We start from the raw sequence: 22058 nt of genomic DNA, 5'->3' as shown, positions 1-22058 counted from the left end.
GGTCGATGGCGAATACGTCCAGAAAATCCAGATTTTCTACCGCTTTATCGGCCCATTGGATGCCATCGAGTAACAAAGTCAGAAAAGTCACCTCCGAGAACTATCCTACAGACGCAGGGCGCGAGGGTGAAGCAATTTTCCGCCGTGTGTATGCCCTTGCCGGAAGCAAACTCCCCATCAAGCGGCTGTGGATCAGCAGCATGGAGGATGCCGCCATCCAGCAGGGGTTTGAAAACCTGAAGGATGGCGCGGCCTATGACAACCTGTTTGCAGCGTCCGAGTGCAGGGCAAAAGCAGACTGGCTGATCGGCATGAACGGAACTCGTGCTTTTACGAAAAAGTACGGCAGAAAGCAGACTATTGGCCGTGTGCAGACCCCGACGCTGGCGATGCTGGCCGAACGGCAGACCAAAATCCAGAACTTTGTAAAAGAACCCTATTACAAAGTGGAACTGTCCGGTGCGGGTGTCGTGGCGGCATCGGAACAGATGGCGCAGGAGCAGGATGCCGATACCATGCAGGCTGCTTGCGATGGGCAGTGCGCCGTGGTTGGCAGCATCGAACGCAAGAGGATAGAAAAGAAGCCCCCGAAGCTGTATGACCTGACGACCTTGCAGCGAGAAGCAAACCGTTATTACGGTATGACTGCCAGCCAGACCTTGCAGGCATTGCAGGAATTGTACGAAGAAAAGCTGGTGACATACCCAAGAACGGACAGCCAGTTTGTGACCGAGGATATGCGCAAGACGGTGGAATCTCTGGTGCTGGCTCTGGATGGCCAGACTGTGGATGTGAGCTGCGTTATCAACAACAGTAAGGTCACAGACCATCATGCGATTCTGCCGACGGTGCAAGGCGCAAAGTGTAATAAGGAAAAGTTGTCCGAAACCGAGCAGAAGATTCTTTCGCTTATCATCTGGAAACTGGTGCAGGCTGTGCAGCCGCCGTTCATCTATGAGGATGTGCTGGTGACGGTATGCTGCCAGGGCAGGAACTTCACGGCAAAATATAAGGAAATTTTGCAGCCCGGATATACGGCAAAGCCTGTTCCGTTTGTAGAGCCGGAAAAGGACAAGGTTGTGCCGCTTCCGAAAAAGCTGGAGCAGGGAATGGTTCTTCCTGTGGTACGAGCAGAGAAAAAGCAGGGCTTTACTTCACCGCCGAAAGTCTACACCGAAGATACCCTGCTGTCTGCCATGGAAACAGCAGGCAACAAGGAATTTGAAAAGGACACGGAGAAGAAAGGTCTGGGAACCCCTGCAACGCGCGCTGCGATTCTGGAAAAGCTGGTATCCTCCGGCTATGTGCAGCGTAAAGGCAAGCAGATGATTCCCACGGAGGACGGTGTAGCCGCAATCCGCAATATCCCGGACTACCTGAAATCTGCCAGCATGACAGCCGAGTGGGAAAATGACTTGCTGCGGATGGAGCGCGGTGAGATCAAGCCCTATGATTTTATGCAGGGCATCCACGGACTGCTCGATAGGATGCTGGCCGACCTCCGGCAGATTCCTACCGTTGCGGCGGCTCCCCATCATAATAAGGTAAGCGTAGGAAACTGCCCGGTCTGCGGAAACCCTGTACATGAGAGCAAACTTAGCTTTTGTTGTGCAGACCGCAGCTGTAAATTTGCTCTCTGGAAAGAAAGCAGATACTTGTCCAACATGAGAAAAACGCTGGACAAGAAGATGGCGGTAGACCTTTTGAAGAAAGGTCGCACCCATGTAAAAGACTTTTATTCCGCGAAAAAAGATAAGACATTCGCCGCTGACCTTGTGATGCGCGTCGAAGAGGGTCGCGCACAGTACAGTCTGGAATTTCCCAAAACACCGATGAAAATGAAAACGTAAAGGAGGTTTGACCCTTGCCACAGATTAACGATATTCGAGAATTGGCGCAGCAGAACGCCCGGTATGTCAGTAACTCGCCACAGGACTGGATGAGTTATCTGGATGTGGCGGCGCGGCTGTACCGCTATTCGTTCACCGATACACTCCTGATTCATGCCCAGCGGCCCGATGCAACCGCCTGCGCAGAACTGGAACTCTGGAATCAGAAAATGAGTCGATGGGTCAACCGTGGTGCAAAAGGCATCGCGCTTCTGGATGATACCGGACCGCGTACCAAACTGCGGTATGTGTTCGATATTGCTGACACCCATCTGGTGCGCGGCGGCAGAACACCGCTCTTATGGAATCTGGACAGCCACGAGCATGAGCAGGCTATCTTAGACCATCTGGTAGATACCTATGGTTTATCCCAGACAGACAGCATGAACACTGCTCTGCTGGAACTGGCACAGCAGTTGACCGCCGACAATCTGGATGAAGCGATGGACGGTCTGGCCTATGAGGTGAAAGACACTTTTCTGGAAGAACTGGACGAAGATAACATCCGTGTCCGCTTCCGGGAACTGATGACCAACAGTATTTTCTATACGCTTTCCCGCCGCTGCGGGCAGGAGCCTATGGATGTGCTGGACGATGATGACTTTATCCGTATCGTGGATTTCAACAAGCTGCCGGCACTGTCGTTCCTTGGCAACGCGGTTTCCGAACAGTGCGAAGCGGTTCTTTTTGACATTGGCCGAGAGATGCGGAAAATTTACAAAAAAGAAATCACGCAGCAGCTTGAAAAATCCGTAGATAGCTTGTATAATACCAATACGGACTTTAACGCATTAAAGCGTGAAACCAAAGATACCACGACCAAAGGAGGACAAGAAAATGGAGTTGACGTATTACCGCAAGGGAGATTATCTGTTCCCGAATCTGGCCGTGAAGGACGAGCCGCAGACCATCGGGAAGTACGGGATGCTGCGCAGGACGTACCTGAAAGAGAACCGAAGGAACTGGTATCAGAGTATGCTGATGAGCGGCAGGCTGAACCAGCATTTGGCGCAGATCGAGGAAGCAGCGGAGAGCCGGGTAGAAAACCTACTGGACAGCCTGAACGAGAAGTTCCCGGCACCGAGCAAGGAGAAGGACCCGCTGGCATGGGCGGCACATCAGAACAGCCTGACGGCGATAGCAGAAGAGATCGTCTTGAAGGAATTGGTGTACAATTAACTGAAACAATAACGGAACAGGATTTGAGCGAAGCAGAGGAAGAAATTGCCTCTGCTTTTTCTTTTCCCGATCTGCCGACCGTGGAACAGCAGATCCGTGCCATCGAAGAATCAATCCGGGCGCGGTATGCGGACGAGATTGCACTTGATTCCGAGGTGGTTGATGAAGTTCTGCGCACGGGCAGCAACCGCAGCAAGGGTCAGCTGCGTCTGATCTACAATTTCATGGTCGAGAAAACCCCGGAAGAATACACGGAGTTCGTGAAAAACGAATACGGCACGGGCGGCAAAGGCTTTGAAATTGGCGGTGCGAAGTATGCAGTCTGGTTTGATGATTTGGGGATGCGTATTGCAGCAGGCAGCACGGCAAAGGGCGGCACGATTGCCAATGCGTTTTTATCCTGGGAGGATGTGAGCAATCGTATTCATGAAATGCTCCGGCAGGGTGAGTATGCTCCGCAGGCGGTTCTGGATGCTGCACGGCAGAACGCTTTGCAGGAACACGCGCAGACATTGGCCTATATGGAGCGCGACTTGGCAGATGGCGTTGCCGAAGCAGTCTTTCAGGATACAGAAATCTTCAGGGGCGGTTTCCCGGAACTGACAGACAGGCTGGCAGGCTTGCTGGATGATACGGATTTTCTGACTGACCTAAACGACAGATTATCTGCGCTGGGGGAAGCCTACGCCGAAGATAAAGACCTGATGCGGATGCACTTTTATAAGCCGGATAAAGTAGCGGCTCTGTTCCAGCAGTTTGCGAAAACCTATCAGAACTACTCGGCGCGGGATGGTTTTCACTGGAATAAGTACAAACGATTCATCACGGAAGATGAAATCAATGGATATTTTACGCGGGGCAGCAATTATTCGGACAGTCGGCTGGCAATCTATTCGTTCTTCCTGAATCATGAGGACAAAAAAGAACGGGCTGACTTCCTGAAAGAGCATTACGGGATCGGCGGCAGCAGCCATGCCCTTTGCGGGGCAGATGATTCTCACGAAGATCACGATGGCAGGGGCATTGCTTTGGAGCGTGGCCCATACGGGAACCCGGATGCAAGCGTACATCTGAACTGGAATCAGGCTGCAGGCCGAATTGACCGGCTTATCCGTGACAGTGAGTATTTGAAGCCGGCAGATTACTCTCGGATGCCTGCTTATGAGCGCGAGCAGATGGCAATGCGGGTGATGGGCTTCTATCATCACTTGCCGAACGACGTGGAGCGGCCTTATCCGCAAGACCTTTACCATGAAGAAGGACGAAAGGCTCTCGTCGAAAAACTGGCCGACACCGAACAGTCGGCTGAACTGCTGGAGCAGATGGACACTGCACTGCTGTCTGTGCCGCTGGATTCGGAAGAATATGAGCGCAAGGCAGAATCCCTCTCTATCCTGCACCAGTATGTTGAGGGAACGTACACGATTTTCCCGGAAAAGAAGAGGGCTGTTGAGATTGTGGGTCCTGAACAGGGGCAGATGTCCATGTTTGATTTTATGGAGCAGGAGCCGCAATCGAAAGAGCAGTCAACCGCCGCAGCGGTTGAGAACTCCCAAAAGGCAAAAGTCGTTGCGCGGTATCAGTCAACGGTGATGATGCAGGCGGGATATATCGAGGATATTGCAATTCTGAAATATCCTGATGGCAAGTTCTATAACCATTATAACTATGACGAAGAAAAGGGCACAGGTGCTGCAGAAACAGGGCCGTTTAACAGTCTGAATGATGCAAAGGCGGTCATTCGTCAAACGAGAGAAGATGCAAAAGCAGTAGAATCGTTTGAAAATCAGCCCAAGCAAATGTACAGCAGAGAAAACGGCAGTTTTCTGTATCTGGACAACGACCATCTGTACCGCATAGAGCGTTCCAATGCCTACGATGTGTACCTGAAAGACATGGAAAATTCGGCGGTGGCTGGCCGTGTTATTTCGGTGCAGTCTTATGATGAAACACTGGCGAAAAATCCGCTGAACGCTTTCCTGAAACTGGATGCCGACCAAGCGCAGAAAGACAGCCGCAGCATCTATAAAGAATGCCTGTACACGCTGCTGGAAAAGGTAGAGCGCAGCGAAATCTATCCGCTGCTGCGTGACCGCGATACCACCGAGGAAGAAGCGGAAAATCTGATTCGTGAGAAAATCGAGGATTTGTTTGCTTCCGGCGAGGTGGAAAATGCCGTTTATTCCGAAGCCATCGACACATGGACGCACTTTGGAGAGTGGATTCAGGAAGATATTTTCCAGCGCACCTATCAGGACGTTATTACGGATAGGCGGGATGCCGTTGCACTGTATCAGGATAGCATGGACGCACCGCAGTGGGTGCGCGGCATTATGGTTCCGTATGCAGCGGAAGAAAAGACCGTTGAGCCAGCCTTACAGCCCCTGCCGCTGGATGCCGCCAACGAGTATAACGCTTTGAAAGAGCGTTACCCGGATGCACTGGTCGGCTATGAGCAGTACGGAAACTTTGAGTTCTACGGCGAGGATGCAAAGCGCGTTTCAGAACTTCTTGGCAGCAAGCTGTTGGAAAAGGAAACCGCACTCGGCAAGGTGGAGGTATCTGGTTTTCCGCGTGAACAGTGGGTTTCGCAGGCAATGAAGCTCTGGAAACAGGGGGAGAGCGTCTATCTGTCCGGCCAGCAGGAAGATGGACCCCATGCGCAGACAAAGTATTTCCGTAAAGAGGAATACTTGCCTGTTAATACCCTCATTGAACTGGACGATAGAGAGTTCCGTGTGGATTCGGTCAACTTTGAACAGGGAACGGTCAGTTTGCAGGACATGACCCTTGCAAAAGAAGCTCGGTATCCGATTTTCAGAACGGAACCGCTGGAGTACATTCGGCATTTGTACGAACAGGCCGATGTGCCGATGGAAGAAGCGGTGGAAATTACGGTCTTTACGGCTCTGCACAATGCGGGTGTGGCCTACGAGGATTTCTCCCCGGAGCAGATGGATGTGATCTATTCGGTGGCAGAAGCAGGCGGCGAGTTGGAAGAACTGCTGAATCCTGACTTCCCGCCAGAACAGATGCAGCTGATCGCAGATGTGCAGAACCGAACGGATGCCATCAGCCGTGCAGCAGCAGAGGAAGCCCTTGAACCGCTGACGCAGCAACCTATGACCCTGGCAGAGGTCAACCATGCACGGCGGCAGCACAATCTTCCACTGGACAGTGGAGCAGAAACGGAACAGCCTGCACAGCTCAAACAGAAACCTATTAACTTCCGTATTACGGACGATGATCTCGGCGCAGGAGGGCCGAAAACAAAGTATAAAGCCAACGTGGAGGCCATTCGGGTGCTGCAAACATTGGATGCAGAACAGCGGCAGGCCACCGCAGAGGAGCAGGAGATTCTTTCTCGGTATGTAGGCTGGGGTGGCATTCCGCAGGTGTTCGATGAAAACAACGCAGAATGGTCGAAAGAGTATGCCGAACTACAGCCCCTGCTCACGGCGGATGAGTATAAGGAAGCCCGCGCCAGTACCCTGAATGCGTTTTACACTTCTCCTACGGTCATCAAGGCAATGTATGAAGCCCTGGGCAATATGGGATTGTCCAAAGGCAATGTGCTGGAACCGTCCTGTGGTGTCGGCAATTTCATGGGTCTGGTGCCGGACAGCATGGAGAAGATTCGGATGTACGGTGTGGAGCTGGGCAGCATTTCTGGTCGCATTGCACAGCAGTTGTACCAGAAAAACAAGATTGCAGTGCAGGGCTTTGAAACAATGCAGTTCCCGGACAGTTTCTTTGATTGTGTGGTGGGTAATGTGCCGTTCGGCAATTACAAAGTGCCGGATAAGCGGTATGACCGCCACAACTTCCTCATCCATGATTACTTTATTGCAAAAAGTCTTGACCTTGTTCGTCCGGGCGGCGTGGTGGCGGTAGTCACTTCCAGCGGTACGATGGATAAAAAGGATTCCTCTGTCCGAGAGTATCTTGCCAACCGTGCCGATCTGGTCGGTGCAATTCGCCTGCCAAACAATGCGTTCCAGCGCAATGCGAACACAAGTGTTGTAGCTGACATTTTGTTCCTGCAAAAGCGTGACCGCGCGGCAGTGGAGCGGGCAGAGTGGGTAGACCTTGGCACAACGCCGGAGGGATACCCCATCAACCAGTATTTTGCGCAGCATCCTGAAATGGTGCTGGGTGAGATCACCACCGAAAGCACCCAGTACGGCAAACGGGAAACCACGGTCAAGCCCATCGAGGGCGCAGACCTTGCACAACAGTTGAAAGCAGCCGTTGAGAACATCCATGCGGAAATCACTGAGCCGGAAATCACGGACGATGAACTTGACCAGAACGCAGAACCGCTTCCGGCAGATCCGAACGTGAAGAATTTCAGTTACACCAATGTGGACGGACAGGTCTATTACCGTGAAAACTCCTATATGAACAAGGTTGACCTGCCTGCGGTCACGGCAGAGCGTGTGCTGGGGATGATCGCTCTGCGGGAAACCACACAGAAATTGCTGGACTGCCAGTTGCACGATGGTACGGATGCCGAAGTGGAACTGCTGCAAGGAAAGCTGAAAGACCAGTATAAGCGGTTCACAGCGCAGTATGGTCTTATCAACAGCACCGCCAACAAACGGGCATTCCGGCAGGATAGCAGCTATTGTCTGCTGGCATCTCTTGAGATTCTGGACGAGGATAAAAACCTCAAGCGGCTGGCAGATATTTTCACGAAACGCACTATTCGCAAGCCGGAACCCGTCACCTCTGTGGATACTCCGAGTGAAGCCCTGGCACTCTCCATTGGAGAAAAAGCAAAGGTCGATGTGCCGTTTATGGCAGAACTTTGCGGAAAGACAGAGCAGGAAGTGACCGAAGAACTGGCAGGCGTTATCTTCCGAAATCCTGTCACACAGGCATGGGTGACGGCGGACGAATATCTGTCCGGCAACGTCCGGGAAAAGCTGGCAATGGCAGAAACCTTTGCCGCAAACCACCTGGAGTATCAGGTCAATGTCGAGTATCTCAAGCGGGTACAGCCGAAAGATTTGAATGCTTCGGAGATTGAAGTGCGGCTGGGTGCAAACTGGATCAAGGCAGAGTACATTACGGACTTCATGGAGCAGGTATTCAAAACGCCGAGTTACTATATCGGAAGTTCCATAAAGGCTACCTATTCGGAAATCAGCGGCGCATGGAACATCAGCGGAAAGTCACTTGACCGGAGTAATCCCCGTGTGACGAACACCTATGGCACAATGCGTGTCAACGGCTATCGGCTGCTGGAAGATGCACTGAATCTCCGGGATACCAAAATTTACGATACTGTTTATGAGGATGGAAAAGAAAGGAGAGTGCTGAACAAAAAAGAAACCATGCTGGCGCAGCAGGCACAGGAAGCGATTCGGGATGCGTTCAAGCAGTGGATTTTCAAGGATTTAGACCGCAGAGAGGAGCTTTGCAAGGTCTACAATGAGCGGTTCAATGCGATTCGTCCCCGTGAATACGATGGCAGTCACATCAAGTTCGTAGGCATGACCCCGGAAATCAGCCTGATGCCGCACCAGAAAAATGCAGTGGCGCATATCCTGTATGGCAATAATACGCTGCTGGCGCATTGTGTGGGTGCTGGCAAGACCTTCCAGATGATCGCTGCCGGCATGGAAAGCCGCCGTCTGGGTCTGGCGCAGAAGAATCTTTATGTTGTGCCGAACCATCTGACGGAGCAGTGGGGCGCGGATTTCCTGCGGCTGTATCCGAATGCCAATGTGCTGGTGGCAACGAAAAAGGATTTTGAGCCAGCCAACCGGAAAAAGTTCTGTTCCCGAATCGCCACAGGTGATTACGATGCTATCATCATCGGGCATTCGCAGTTTGAGCGGATTCCGCTTTCCCCGGAACGGCAGAAATCCATGATCGAGCGGCAGATTCAGGACATTACCTTTGCGATTGCAGAAGCAAAGGCAGAGGACGATGGCAAGAGTTTCACGGTCAAGCAGATGGAGAAAACAAAGAAAACCTTGCAGGCAAAACTTCAGAAGCTGAACGACCAGAGCCGCAAGGATGATGTAGTTACATTTGAGCAGCTTGGTGTTGACCGCCTGTTTGTGGACGAGAGCCATTTTTATAAAAATATGTTCCTCTACACAAAAATGCGGAACATCGCTGGTATTGCTCAGACCGATGCACAGAAGTCCTCGGATATGTTTGCAAAATGTCAGTATCTCGATGAAATCACTGGCGGCAAGGGTGTGACCTTTGCAACAGGTACGCCTGTATCGAACAGCATGGTAGAGCTGTATACCATTATGCGCTACTTGCAGTATGACACCTTGCAGAAACTTCATCTTGGACATTTCGATAGCTGGGCGGCTTCGTTTGGCGAAACAGTAACGGCAATCGAATTGTCCCCAGAGGGAACGGGCTACCGTGCAAAGACGCGGTTCGCCCGGTTTTTCAATCTCCCTGAATTGATTTCACTGTTCAAGGAGTCCGCAGACGTACAGACGGCAGATATGCTGAATCTGCCTGTGCCAGAAGCAGAGTACATCAATGAGGTGCTGAAACCCAGTGAAACGCAGCAGGAAATGGTGAGCAGCTTTGCCGACCGTGCAGAGCGTGTGCGGAACGGAAATGTCGATCCGAGAACCGATAATATGCTCAAAATCACGAACGACGGCAGAAAGCTGGCCTTGGATCAGCGGCTTATCAATGACCTGCTGCCGGATGAGCCGGAAAGTAAGGTCAACCTCTGCGTGGAGAATGCCTATCAGGTATGGGAAGAATCCACGTCCGGCAAATCCACCCAGTTGATTTTCTGCGACTTATCGACCCCGAAAGCAGACGGAACATTCAATGTGTACGATGATGTCCGGGAAAAACTGGTGGCAAAGGGAATCCCCCGTGAGGAGATTGCTTTTATCCATGAGGCAAATACCGAAACCAAAAAGGCAGAACTGTTTGCAAAGGTGCGCTCCGGTCAGGTGCGTATCCTGCTTGGTTCGACCCCGAAACTTGGTGCTGGTACAAACATTCAGGACAGACTGATCGCCCTGCATCATCTGGACTGCCCGTGGAAGCCCTCTGATCTGGAACAGCAGGAAGGACGCATTCTTCGTCAGGGAAACCGCAACCAGAAAGTGAAGATTTTCCGTTACGTCACAGAGAATACGTTCGATTCGTATATGTGGCAAATTCTGGAAAATAAACAGAAGTTCATCTCGCAGATCATGACCTCGAAATCTCCTGTTCGTGCCTGCGATGATGTGGACGATACCGCGCTGACCTATGCAGAAATCAAAGCATTGGCAACGGGAAATCCCTACATCAAGGAAAAGATGGATTTGGATATTCAGGTCAGCAAGCTGAAGCTGATGCGGGCCAACCACACCAGCCAGATTTACAGCCTGGAATCGGATATTGCACGGCGGTATCCGGCAGAAATCACGGCAGCGAAAGAGCGTATAGCAGGTCTGAAAGCTGACCTTGCAGTGGCAAAGCCGTTGCTGGAACAGGACAAGGAGAAGTTCTCCATCACGGTGGAGGACAGGGTTTATACCGACCGCAAGGAAGCAGGCTCGGCAATTCTTGCAGCCTGTGCCGCAATGAAGATCGCTAAGACAGAGGGGCAAATCGCAGATTTGGGAGGGTTTGCAATCAGTTCCCGGTTTGATGCGTTCGCCCAGACATTCAAGCTGACCATCAAGCGGCAGAGCAGTTATACGATTGAACTTGGCAGTGATCCGGCTGGCAATATCCAGCGTATTCTCAATGCGCTGGCATCTATCGAAAAGACACTGCCGCAGGTGGAGCGCAGATTGGAAACCTTACAGCAGCAGTTGGCAGAAGCAAAGGAAGAAGTGCAGCGTCCGTTCCCGCAGGAGACGGAATTAAACGAAAAATCTGCACGGCTTGCAGAATTGAATGCCCTGCTGGATATGGACGAAAAGGGGGATGATGCGGCTCTTGGCATGGATGAGGAAGTAACGGATAGCGAACTTCCTGCGCCGAAACGTGAGATTGAGCGGAGTGCAGACAGCGTAAAACGTCCGTCGATCCTTGCACAGCTTCACGAAAAGCAGGCAGAACGCATGGCAGAGCCGAAACCGCAGAAAAAGAAAAGTCACGATATGGAACTATAACTGAGAATGCCCCGTCAGATCTCCGAAAGGGAATCTGATGGGGCAGATTTTGTAAAGGAGGGCATGAATGGCAGATAAGCGGGCAGACCAGCTCAAAGAAATCACGGAACGGTTGGAGCAGGGCGTAAAGGACATTTTTACTTCGGAAATGTATACGAAGTACCTGCTTACAATGTCGAAATTTCACAATTACAGCTTCAATAATACGCTGCTGATCGCAATGCAGCGTCCAGATGCTACGTTGGTGGCTGGGTACAATGCTTGGAAAAATAAGTTTAACCGCTATGTGAAAAAGGGTGAAAAGGGCATCCAGATCATCGCGCCTGCCCCGGTAAAGGAACGGGAAGAGAGGGAGAAAATCGACAAGGACACCGGGCTTACGGTGCTGAATGAGAGCGGGGAGCCGGAAATCGAAGTGGTGGAGAGGGTGATTCCCCGGTTCCGGGTAACAACGGTTTTCGATTATGCCCAGACAGACGGAGAACCGCTGCCTACGCTGGAAGTGAATGAACTGACTGCCCGTGTCAAGGATTATACCCTGCTGAAAGAGGCAATCGAACAGGTATCTCCTGTGCCAATTCGTTTTGGAGAGATCGAGGGCAACGCAAAAGGTTATTACAGCCACATGGACAAAGAAATCTGTGTTCGTGCCGATATGGGTGAGAGCCAGACCATCAAGACGATGATCCATGAGGTTGCTCATGCCATGCTGCATGATAGCGACCAGATGAAACAGCGCGGCGAGGAAAAAGATCAGCTTACCAAAGAAACAGAAGCGGAAAGCATTGCATTTACGGTTTGCTCGGCACTTGGCATTGATACTTCGGACTACTCGTTCCCGTATGTAGCAAGCTGGGCAAGCGGCAAGGAACTGAAAGAATTGAAAGATTCGATGGATACGATTCGATTGACCGCTGCTGATTTTCTTGAAAAACTGGAAACGGCGGTGGCAGAAAGGAGTGTGGAGCGCATGACGGCGATGGAATATGCTGAAAAGCTGATTGCGGACAAGGAACGGGACAAAACCGTTTTTGACAACAGCCAGCGAAATCTCATTGTAAACTTTGCTTACAAGCTGGATGACCGGGCGGCAACGGAAGAACTTGCCAACAATCTGGCGGCTGCGGTTGCGGCTGAAAACACGGAAGAAATCAATCGCTTGATGTGGGAAGCAGAGGAGAAGATCGAAAGTCTGCCGGATGGCATGATCGGTCTTTCGGAAATGCACGAATATGGGTATCTGAAAGATGATGTTCTGCCGCTGACAAAGGAAGGCGCACGGGAGTGGCATCGGCTGGGCGAGCGGATTTACCCGCTGTTTCAGGATGGCACGGCAGGAGACTTCGCCTGTCAGGAAGAGATCGAACAGCATGATGGCATCTTCGGAATCAAGGCAGACGCATGGAGTGCAATTTTGCTGGAAAAGAACGAAGAGTATCTGGAAGATGAGTATGCCCGCCCGGACGCTGCACTGACGGTGATAAGCCGGGAGCAGGCTCTGCGTCTGTTTGATGAGGGCAAGCAGATTTATCTTATCCGCGTTAGTCCATGGCCGGTTCTTGTCACAGGGCGTGAAGAAATCGAGCGGGGAAGTGACTATTTCCAGATTGCCCAGGAAGATTTGGAAAAGGACAAGCAGAAAGCAATGGAAAACAGCGAAAAAACACCCGTTGAAAAGCTGGCGGCAGACCTTGATAATTTCGCCTTTGACTTCGATTTCTACCACTATAAAGATAGCGTGGAGGATCGGGAACAGGCAGTTGAAGCACTGAAAGAACAGATTCAGGCTGGGGATATTCAGCCGATCCGGGAATGGCTGCAAGTTGCAGTGGAGGAATCAGAGGGAGAGTCCGCAGAAAAGGCGGCAGAGCTGATAACCCGGCTGGATGCGTTGGTCAAGGAGCAGAAGCTGCTTTCCGGTAGTGAAAAGCAGTTTGGCATCTACCAGATCACTGCCCGTGACCCGGAACACGACTATCGCTTTATGAATCTGGACTTTGTAAAACGGCATGGGATGGAAGTAAACCGTGCAGACTATGACCTGATTTATACCGCGCCGCTTACGGAAAAGGATACGCTGGATGGCATTTATGAACGGTTCAATATCCAGCGTCCGGCAGACTTTACGGGACATTCGTTGTCGGTCAGCGATGTGGTGGCACTCAATGATGGCAGTACGGTCAAAGCCTACTATGTGGACAGTATCGGCTTTGCAGAGCTGCCGGAATTTTTCAAGGAAAGGAATATGGATTTGCAGAAAGAAACGCTTTTGAACGAAGAATTGCAGGGAATCGAAATCTTTGATAAGCCTGGTCTTTTCAGCAATGGCCGACTGCGGGATGAAGATGTGCCGGAGGGCTTATATCGCTATGATCTGCGCGGCTCAGACTATGACCCAGGCCAGCCCATTACAGTGGAGAAAACTGTGGTGGTGAACCATGCGGCGTCTGTTCTGATGGCCGAAGAACTTGATCTTGGTGCAGAGGGGCGGCTGGAGCTTGGCGAGGAAGGGCTGAACTTCACAGGCGCGGAGTTGACCGTGCGAGAGTTCATGGAGGAACAGCAGCAGAAAAGAAGTGGTCTGATCCACGGCGATTCCGACCATATCGCAGTCGAGGGGCATATCGGCACATGGTATGTTGTTGATGAAACGGAGATCGGCGGCGAGAAATTCTTCCTGCTGGAGCATGAGGAACACGGCGACATGGCGGCCTGCGTTGCAGTCAATGAGCGGGGCAAGCTGGTGGCAGAGGATTTGTGGAACGGCTTCGATGAAGATTTTCAGGAGGCCGTGCAGAAATACTTCTCTGGAAAATGGAATATGCCGAAAAAAGAAGATGTGGTGTCAGAGATCATTGAAAAGGCTGCGCCGGTGCCGGACAACAGCGCACAGGACTATTCGGATGTGCCTGTCTACTATGAGCCGTTCAGCTATGCCAAAGAAAATGACGAGGTAGATTTATATCGTACATCCTATCGGCTGAACAGCGAGTGCAAGCAGGCAATCCATGAAGCAATTGCGGACAATTATGACGGGATGTACCTTGGCGATGATGCAGTCGATCAGGTGGTGCGGCAGTACGGCATGGAGCGTGTGGGCTACATCCTGGCGAACACTCTGCACCATAAAAGCTATGATGACCGCTTTTCTCACAGCAATAAGGAATGGGCGGAGCAGGTCAGCACCCCGGAACACGATGCAGACCGCATGACCTTCCGCATAGACTGGGTGGTTGACAGCCACCCGGCTATTCTGGATGGCTTTGTAAAGATGTTCAGAAAAGAACTGGAAGCGCAAAAGAAACTGGAACAGGAGCAGCCTTTCGTGAAGCAGTTCTATGTGGTCGAGAATTTGCAGGCCGCGCCTTTGATAATTGAGCGGTTCGACAATCTCGACGATGCAATGTCGCAGTATCAAGCCCTTCCGAACCATTACATGAAAGCCTTGGGCGTGGAGAAGAATCCTGATCCTCTGCCGGGTTCACTGGATGTTTTGCAGTGCAGGAACGGCATTGACACCATCGTAGAGGACTATAAAACGGTTCCAGGCTGGGATAACCCGTATATTCAGAATCATGTTGTTCAGCCGTTGCAGGGGGCGTTAGCCGTGCAGGATGTGGAACTGGCTTACGAATTGCCGGATGTCTATTTTCATATCCAGACCTGTGACGATGGCTTCGATTATACCTTATATAATAAGGACTTCACGGAACGGGATGGCGGTGTCCTTGAAACGGACGGAGATAAGTCTGTGCAGGATGCTATGACGGAATTGCTTGCAGAGTTTGGCTGCGATGCAGCACAGGGCAGGGTCATGGACGCGGCAGAACTGCGGGAGCAGGCCGATATGGTGGCAGAGCAGCAGGCAGAGGTTTTGAAAGAAAAACTCGCCGCAGAAAGACCTGTGCCGGAAGAAACGCTCAGCTTTTATGTTGCGGAGTGTTTGGAGTTTACATTTGCGGGAGAGTTCCACGACCATCTGACAATGGAAGAAGCCTTGGAAGCCTATGACAAGATTCCGTCCGAACGGATGAATGCTGACAAGTGCATTGGATTCTGCATCGAGGAAGATGGTGGCTTTGTCGGAATGTATGAGCTGGTCGTGAACGACAAAGTGCAGCGTGAGAACATCAACTCCATCAACTATTTCAGGGATGATAAGCTGGTGCAACAGGCAATCTCCGATATGGAAAAGCTGATGGCGGCACGGCAGCAGAGTAAAGAGCAGGAACGCAGCAGTACAAAAAAGTCTGTTCTGGATGCCCTGCGCAGTCTGAAAGCCAAAAAGCAGGAGCAGCCGGCGCAGGAACAGGATAAGCCGAAAAAAGCAAAATCGAAAGGAATGGAATTATGATGAATGTACGTTTTGATGAACTGGAACTGATGCTGATGGCGATGTTTGAGCAGCCGACGCTCGGGGATACGATTCAGGTGTTGACGGAGATCCAGCCGCTTGTGGCAGAGGATGCAGAGATGGCTGCGCTTGTCCAGCAGACGATCCCGAAGATGCAGCAGTTGAATGAGCAGCAGTTCAAGGGGCTGGAACTGGAATGGCATAGGCCGGAGGATGATATAGGAAAATGAGTTCAGATATATTTGTGATTTACCAGATCGACAATTCTGAGAAAAACCGTGAGTATCGCTGCCGCAGCTATGAATACCAGATTCAGCATGGCTTTATGATAACCGCAGACAATTATGGTACGGGCTATTCCGGTACGGATACGCGAGGAATGGGCGAGGAAGCTATTCGTAAAAAAATGGAAAGCATTAACCCGGACAAATTCAAAATTAGAAAATTTGGGGTCAGTGATGTCATCGGTTTGACTGCGGCAGGAAAAACCTCTTTTTTCTATGTTGATAAGGATAGGCTGGTGAGATTCAACGGCTTTTTCCCAAAGCCCCAGAGCGGCACATACCTGATTCTTGATGAGGGCGGCTATCAGGTGGCAGGACAAAAAGGCACATGGTTGGTATCGGATGAAGTGGAGGTTGATGGTCAGCGGTTTGTTCAGATGAGAAGTGAACAAACAAAAAATCCGCCGCCGAGCATTATTCTTCACGAGAATGGAGCCTTTGTGACGCAGACAGCTTTAGGTTTCGATGGAGAAGCTACCAGAAAGATGAGCGCTTTTTTACAAGGCCCAAAGCCTGAACTGCTGCACCATCAGAAGTTCTTTGAAAACGGTACAGCGGAACGCGCCAAAGAATCCGGCACGGAGCAAAACTACAATATGATAGATGGCTGCGTCAACAATGTACCGAAAAAGCCCCGGCGCATTGGCGGCAGGTGGTCGGTGCTTGATCGGCTGCATATTAAGCAGGCTGAGCGGCGGCAAAAAGACAATGCGCCGCAGCAGGAACAGGAAAGAAGCCGAAAAAGTTAAAATACCGTAATATCGTTGAGATGGCTTCCCCAAAAAGGAGGCCATCTTTTTTGCGTTAGAATCAAAAATGTAAAAAACTTTTTTACATCACGATTGATTTCCCGAAGTTGATGGTATATAATAATAGCAGAAGGGAGAGATGAAAATGCGTTTTGATGAACTTTTTGAAATGAGAAAACTGACAGGGACAAAATTAAAGGACTATATTCGCAGCAATGGATTCTCAAAAGTATCGTTCTGCAAGAAAACAGAGATTTCTCGCCCTACTTTAGATAAGATTTTGAATGGCGAGATAGATAGTAAAAGTACATTCGATAAGCATTTGAATAAAATTCTTACCAGTTTGAGCATTGACCCGGATACCTTGATGGGATTTTCACCGAGGGTGCAAAGTGTAGATGCCGTGTACTCGCAGAATGCGCCGATTGATTATCAGATGAATGATAAGGCAAAGATAGAGTACGATCTGTTGCAGGATATTCTAAACCTTTGCAGTGTTTATTATTAAAGGCGGAAGGCTATGAGTGAGCGAATTACAGCAGCCAACTTAGATGAAGTTATCAAAAGGAACGAAGTCATTGAGGAACAGATGAAGCAGAGTGCTTCGCTTATCTGGTCAAAATACAATCCGATGCAGATAAATTCTCCGATACAGTTGGCGTTACAGATTTTAAGACCGTATGGTTTGATACAGCTGCCGATTGATAATCACTATTTGAGCGGAGCGATTTTTGTTCGGGATGGAAAACGAATCCCCTTGATAAATACGGCACTTCCGAGAGCAAATCAGTATTTTACTGCGTGGCATGAGATTTATCATCTATTGTTTGATGAAGTTTCTTTTGACCATTTGATTGAATCCGAAATCCTGATGGAAGAACGAAAAGCAGAATACTTTGCTGCGCTTATGCTTCTGGGAAACCTTATGCCGTATTTTGAGGGCTTAAAGGATATGGAGTTCCAAGCAAAAGCGTTTCAGTGCATGAACGCTTTCCAAGCTCCCTATAAGGCGGTGCTGATTTCTCTGTATGAAAGTGCAGTAAAGAATGGGAATACGGCTATTGCGGAAGAAGTTAAGGAAAACTTTGATGTGCAGGTTGAAGATATTGCACAGAGATTCCGCGATTTGGGATTGGATGATTCCCTTGTACGGCCTTCGTATGTAGTAAATGTAAGTCCGCTACAAGAGAAAATCAATAAGACGATTCGCAATGAGCCGGAAGTGGAATACCATAAAGACAATGAAGCATTTCTGAAAACGGTTTTAAGTGAATTTAAAATGCTGACGGGAGAGGCCGATGCTTAATATACCAGAGTATAAAGAATATGCTGGGGAGACCAAAATAGCACTTATGGATAACTCATCACTGGCATTTATGCACGAGTTGAGCCAGAGAAGTTATCCATCTGATGGAATCCTCAGCGTATACGATTTGATTCTGATACCAAAGTGGGTAATGGAGGAAATTGAGGATTCTACATACAGAAGCACCTATGTTGAGCAGCTTCAGGCACAAGGGTATCCTATTCGTTGGATTGATGAAACAAAGTACGGTGCTTTTGTCAATGATGAAGATGTGAACCTGTACTACATCGTTGAAGCTGCGGTATCGCGTGTGTCAGAGTTGATGCGCTTCCTTCGCAGAAAAGTAAAAACCGAAGATTTGATTGATTTGCCTTCCGCAGAGGAATGGATGAACCGGCTGTACGATGAATGGCCGATTCATGGAAGAACGCTGTCAACGGGTCGCACTCTTAAAAAGAATGCGGGAGAAATCTCGTTGACGATCCTTGCTGAAATATTCGCGTGGTATCATGATGGAGTGGACAGCCTGACAATCTATACGCAGGATACGGATGCGCATGAGTTCCAAACGAATGCAGAGCGCATTTTAATTGGAAATTCTGAATTTACTCCTGCGCTGGATTCTCCGATTTCGGTGGCCTTTAAGTCAAATGACTTTATTTTGTGCCAGATGTATCGTGAGGGAGCCTTGACTTTGGATGCGGTGCGGCAGCTTCGCCACGATGATAGAAAATTGACTTATACACGGCAGCAAGCGGATAAGTCGATTATTTGCCGCAAAGAAGTTATAACGAAAGAGCAGTTCATTGATTTGATTCAGGATGCGACAGTTCAAATCCTGTTCTAAGAGTAATATGGTAGAAAAGGGTCAGCCCTGGTCTTTCGTAGGAAAGACCAGGGCTGGCTTTTTTTGTTTTATAGAGAGTGTTCGTTCTTTCGGGATTGCTGCTGTTCGCGCCGTACTTCTCGTTCTGTTCCCAGAATGTTATCTACATTGGCACATACAGTCTGGAGTTCCCTGTGGTAATCTTTGAAATAGTGGTAGGTGTCATACTGGGCATCTTTCTGAATGGTAAGCTGCTCCTTTTCAGCCCGGAGGTCTTTCATGGTCGGGAACCTTCCATCTGGGGAGTGCTGCTTTAGGATGCGGAGGGCTTCTTCATATTTGGCAATATCCTCTGCATGAGCCTGACGGAAAGATTTCTTATTGCCGGATTTCAAGAAATCACCATAGACTGATTTTGTAGAAAGATACTGGCCTAAATAACGAATCTGCTCATTGACTTTTTTCAATTTTGCTTCGGTGAATTTGGCATCACTTCGGGCTTTTGCCATTTTAGATTGAATGGCGTCAGTGGTATCGGAGAGTTTTTCGTAAGAATCGTATCCATGTTCCTGCACATAAGCGACTGTTCGTGCCATCTGCTGCAAATTGGAAATCTTGACTTTCTGCGCATAGGCGCGGCTCTGCTGTGCTTTTACGCAGGTCTGCAAGTCAACCACAAGGCGCAGGTCGGACTTAATGAACAAAATAGCCATAGGATCATCTGCTGCCCAATGAGGATTGTTCCGTTCTTTGTTCCGCGCATTTTCTGCAAAAATGCGGAGAAGCCTGTCGCGGTCATAATTAGAACCGAGAGCGCGGGCAGAAATAAATTTCTGTCGGTCAGCAGGAAGATAGCTGAATCGTCCGCGATGGTCTTTTACCAAAATTCCGTATGCACCTTTTTAGTTCTTCTAATATTCCGCGTGATGCCAGACCACCGCTGTGAAAATAGCGGGCAATCTGGTTGAGATTGTTCCCGATGCCGGCGGCCTGCACCGTCAAATTCTGAATCTCTCCTAGATCGGCAACGATATTATAATTGACTTTCAGCTTTTCGCGGAGAGCCTGTTTGCGTACAAAAGTACCAATCGGGTATCCGGCGTCTTTAGCGTATCCGGCTACCAGCTCATATTCCAATTCTGTGAAACGGATGTAAACTCGTTTCCCCCTATGAAGCGATTCGTCTTTCTTTGGTCGAGCCATAGCATAATCCTCCTGCATTTTATAGTTGCAGAGCAACTCCCGATAAGCCGTAGGCGTTCGGCTGCGAACACATTCATGTGGAGCCAGATAGCCAAAATCCAAGATTTTGTGCGTACCGTGGGAATGGGGAACGGAATCCCCATCAAGATTGCCAGCCGGGAAAAACCACGAAAGTGAGTTTTGAGCGGCTATGGGCGAATCTTGCGCTAAGAGAGAAAAGCCCCAGCGTTTTACCGTATTCCGCAGGCCCATCAAAAAAGCTGCTTCTATAAATATGAATCCAAAGCCCCGATGCAGGATACACTTTTCAAAATTTCTGTAATTTTTTCAAACACTGTATCCCCCAATGCCTTTCTGAATTCATATTAGTAAAGGGGGATTGATTTCCATGAAGCAGAAAGAACGATTTGACGAAAAGCCCAAGCAGGAGCATACGGAGCCTAAGCATTACAAAAAAGCCGTCATCAAGGGCATTACTGTATATGAATCATTTCGGTCAGAAGGCAGCGAACTGTGGGATTGTCTGTTACAGAGCATGGGAAAGCACTGAACAAGAACAATTTTTGAAATTCTAAAAAAATGTGCGCAGCAGCTTGATTTTTGCGCGGCAGCTTGGTAAAATACAGACGGGTTAAGTGAATAGTGCAATCAAAAGCCATTAACTTTCTGGATTTTACCATGCAATATGCGTGGAGACGGGAGGTTTAATGGCTTTGTTTTTTTACAAGGAAAAGAATAAAGACATACGGGCAGCGGCCTATCTGAGATTGTCCATCGAGGATGGCGACAAGGCCGAGAGCAACAGCATCGGCAACCAGAGAGAACTGATTCGGGATTTTGCTGCAGAACGGCCAGGACTGCATTTGGTCGAAGAGTACGCTGATGATGGCTACACGGGAACCAACTTTGAACGTCCGGGCTTCAAGCGGATGATGGAGGATATTAAATCCGGCAAAATCAACTGCATCATCGTCAAGGACTTATCCCGACTTGGCCGTAACTACATCGAGATGGGAAAGTATCTGGAACAGATTTTTCCTATGATGGGGATTCGCTTCATCGCCATCAATGACAACTATGACAATGCGAACACCGAGAGCAGCGATTCGGACAGCATTGTGGTTTCGTTCAAGAATCTGTTGAACGATTCCTACTGCCGGGATATTTCCATCAAGGTGCGCAGCCAGTTGGACATGAAACGGCGCAAAGGAGAGTTCATCGGCGGCTATGCTATCTATGGTTACTGCAAAGACGAACGGAACAAAAACCGTCTGGTGGTAGACGAGTATGCAGCAGATATTGTCCGTTCTATCTACCGCAGAAAACTGGAAGGCATGAGCGCACAGGCAATTGCTGAACAGCTGAACAGCGAGAATGTGTTGGCCCCTAGCGAGTATAAACGGTTGTGCGGCCTGAATTATCACAGTGGGTTCAAAGCTGGCACTCATGCAAAGTGGCAGGCAATTCAGGTGCTTCGGATTCTGAAAAATGAAGTCTACACTGGAACGATGGTGCAGGGCAGGCGGCAGAAGATCAATTATAAAATTGTGGTACGGTTCAAATATGAGCAGAGCATCCAGGACGCTGCGAGAGCATTGCACAAGAGCTGATTTTCAAAAAAGGCTGAGTTGCCCATGTTGTAACATCAAAGAGTGTGTTATAATATGGGCAACAGACCAGCCAGAAAGAGGACATTATGAAAGCGATTCGATGGCTGCTAAAACTGATGATGGTGATGATGACCCTGCCGCTGATCCTTGCGGTGTGGCTGGCAAAGTGGTTTGTGGTATTTCTGCATCACTGTTCTGCATGGATTTTCTATCTGCTGGGCAGTGTGCTATTGGCGACGGCGGTGCTTTCGTACCTCCTGCAGCAGTCGCAGGGGATGGAAGCACTTCAAATGCTGGTCGGTGGATTCGTGATTTTTATGATACCGCAGGTGGTCGGCGGTGTGGTAGTACTTCTGGAACTGGCGGCAGTAATGCTTCGGCAGGTATGGTACATATAAGACGCCCGACCAGGATAGCCTGCCTTTGGAACTGCTTGAATAAAAGCAACGCCCTCATAGTTGAGAGGATTTGTATCTTCTCGGCTATGAGGGTGTTTCATTCCGTAGGAATGTGATAGTTATAGAGGGAGCGTTTCTACCTATATATACCTATA

General features: G+C 49.6%; 14 protein-coding genes. 12 read left to right on the top strand and 2 right to left on the bottom strand.

What is annotated here, in order from left to right:
- The first annotated feature begins 146 nt into the window (after positions 1–146).
- The 9 genes from J3350_RS04245 (at position 147) to J3350_RS04205 (ending at position 18713) form a co-directional block, all read left to right on the top strand.
- Complete coding sequence (locus tag J3350_RS04245) at positions 147–1850, top strand: type IA DNA topoisomerase (protein ID WP_207685804.1); 1704 nt, start codon at positions 147–149, stop codon at positions 1848–1850.
- 876 nt (positions 1851–2726) lie between these two features.
- Positions 2727–3068: a TnpV protein gene (locus J3350_RS04240; RefSeq protein WP_207685810.1), complete on the top strand. Its 342-nt coding sequence runs from the start codon at positions 2727–2729 to the stop codon at positions 3066–3068.
- Positions 2996–11173: a DEAD/DEAH box helicase family protein gene (locus J3350_RS04235; protein WP_242700126.1), complete on the top strand. Its 8178-nt coding sequence runs from the start codon at positions 2996–2998 to the stop codon at positions 11171–11173. Before J3350_RS04240 ends, J3350_RS04235 begins: the two co-directional genes overlap by 73 nt.
- Positions 11174–11240: 67 nt before the next feature.
- The gene (locus J3350_RS04230; RefSeq protein WP_255535523.1) at positions 11241–15527 is read left to right on the top strand and encodes a DUF3849 domain-containing protein; all 4287 of its coding nucleotides are present in this window, start codon (positions 11241–11243) and stop codon (positions 15525–15527) included.
- Entirely contained in the window at positions 15524–15757 is a 234-nt protein-coding gene (locus J3350_RS04225; protein WP_207685802.1) for a transposon-transfer assisting family protein, read from the top strand. The genes J3350_RS04230 and J3350_RS04225 overlap by 4 nt, the downstream gene beginning before the upstream one ends.
- A complete protein-coding gene (locus tag J3350_RS04220; RefSeq protein ID WP_207685801.1) occupies positions 15754–16560 on the top strand; it encodes a YodL domain-containing protein in 807 nt (268 codons plus the stop codon). The genes J3350_RS04225 and J3350_RS04220 overlap by 4 nt, the downstream gene beginning before the upstream one ends.
- 145 nt (positions 16561–16705) lie before the next feature.
- Positions 16706–17068, top strand: a complete 363-nt coding sequence (locus J3350_RS04215) for a helix-turn-helix transcriptional regulator (protein ID WP_022256733.1) — start codon at positions 16706–16708, stop codon at positions 17066–17068.
- 12 nt (positions 17069–17080) lie between these two features.
- Positions 17081–17866, top strand: coding sequence for an ImmA/IrrE family metallo-endopeptidase (locus J3350_RS04210; RefSeq protein ID WP_113998512.1), 786 nt, complete (start codon positions 17081–17083; stop codon positions 17864–17866).
- Positions 17859–18713 carry a hypothetical protein gene (locus tag J3350_RS04205; protein WP_022256731.1) on the top strand — a complete coding sequence of 285 codons (855 nt, stop codon included), beginning with the start codon at positions 17859–17861 and terminating at the stop codon, positions 18711–18713. Before J3350_RS04210 ends, J3350_RS04205 begins: the two co-directional genes overlap by 8 nt.
- A 68-nt stretch (positions 18714–18781) precedes the next feature.
- On the opposite strand, the gene J3350_RS04200 is transcribed toward J3350_RS04205, so the two are convergent.
- A complete protein-coding gene (locus J3350_RS04200; protein WP_207685800.1) occupies positions 18782–19576 on the bottom strand; it encodes a hypothetical protein in 795 nt (264 codons plus the stop codon).
- A complete protein-coding gene (mobC, locus tag J3350_RS04195; RefSeq protein ID WP_207685799.1) occupies positions 19533–20147 on the bottom strand; it encodes a plasmid mobilization relaxosome protein MobC in 615 nt (204 codons plus the stop codon). Before mobC ends, J3350_RS04200 begins: the two co-directional genes overlap by 44 nt.
- Before the next feature lie 136 nt (positions 20148–20283).
- On the opposite strand from mobC, the gene J3350_RS04190 reads away from it, so the two are divergent.
- From J3350_RS04190 to J3350_RS04180, 3 genes are all read left to right on the top strand, one after another.
- Complete coding sequence (locus J3350_RS04190; protein WP_207685798.1) at positions 20284–20445, top strand: hypothetical protein; 162 nt, start codon at positions 20284–20286, stop codon at positions 20443–20445.
- 157 nt (positions 20446–20602) lie between these two features.
- A complete protein-coding gene (locus tag J3350_RS04185; RefSeq protein WP_207685797.1) occupies positions 20603–21505 on the top strand; it encodes a recombinase family protein in 903 nt (300 codons plus the stop codon).
- Positions 21506–21591: 86 nt separating this feature from the next.
- Positions 21592–21903, top strand: coding sequence for a hypothetical protein (locus J3350_RS04180; RefSeq protein WP_207685796.1), 312 nt, complete (start codon positions 21592–21594; stop codon positions 21901–21903).
- Positions 21904–22058 lie beyond the last annotated feature (155 nt).

The organism is Faecalibacterium sp. Marseille-Q3530, from assembly GCF_017377625.1.
Taxonomy (GTDB): domain Bacteria; phylum Bacillota; class Clostridia; order Oscillospirales; family Ruminococcaceae; genus Faecalibacterium; species Faecalibacterium prausnitzii_E.
Note: the sequence above shows the minus strand (reverse complement) of the source record. Positions and strands in the feature narration are given on the sequence as shown.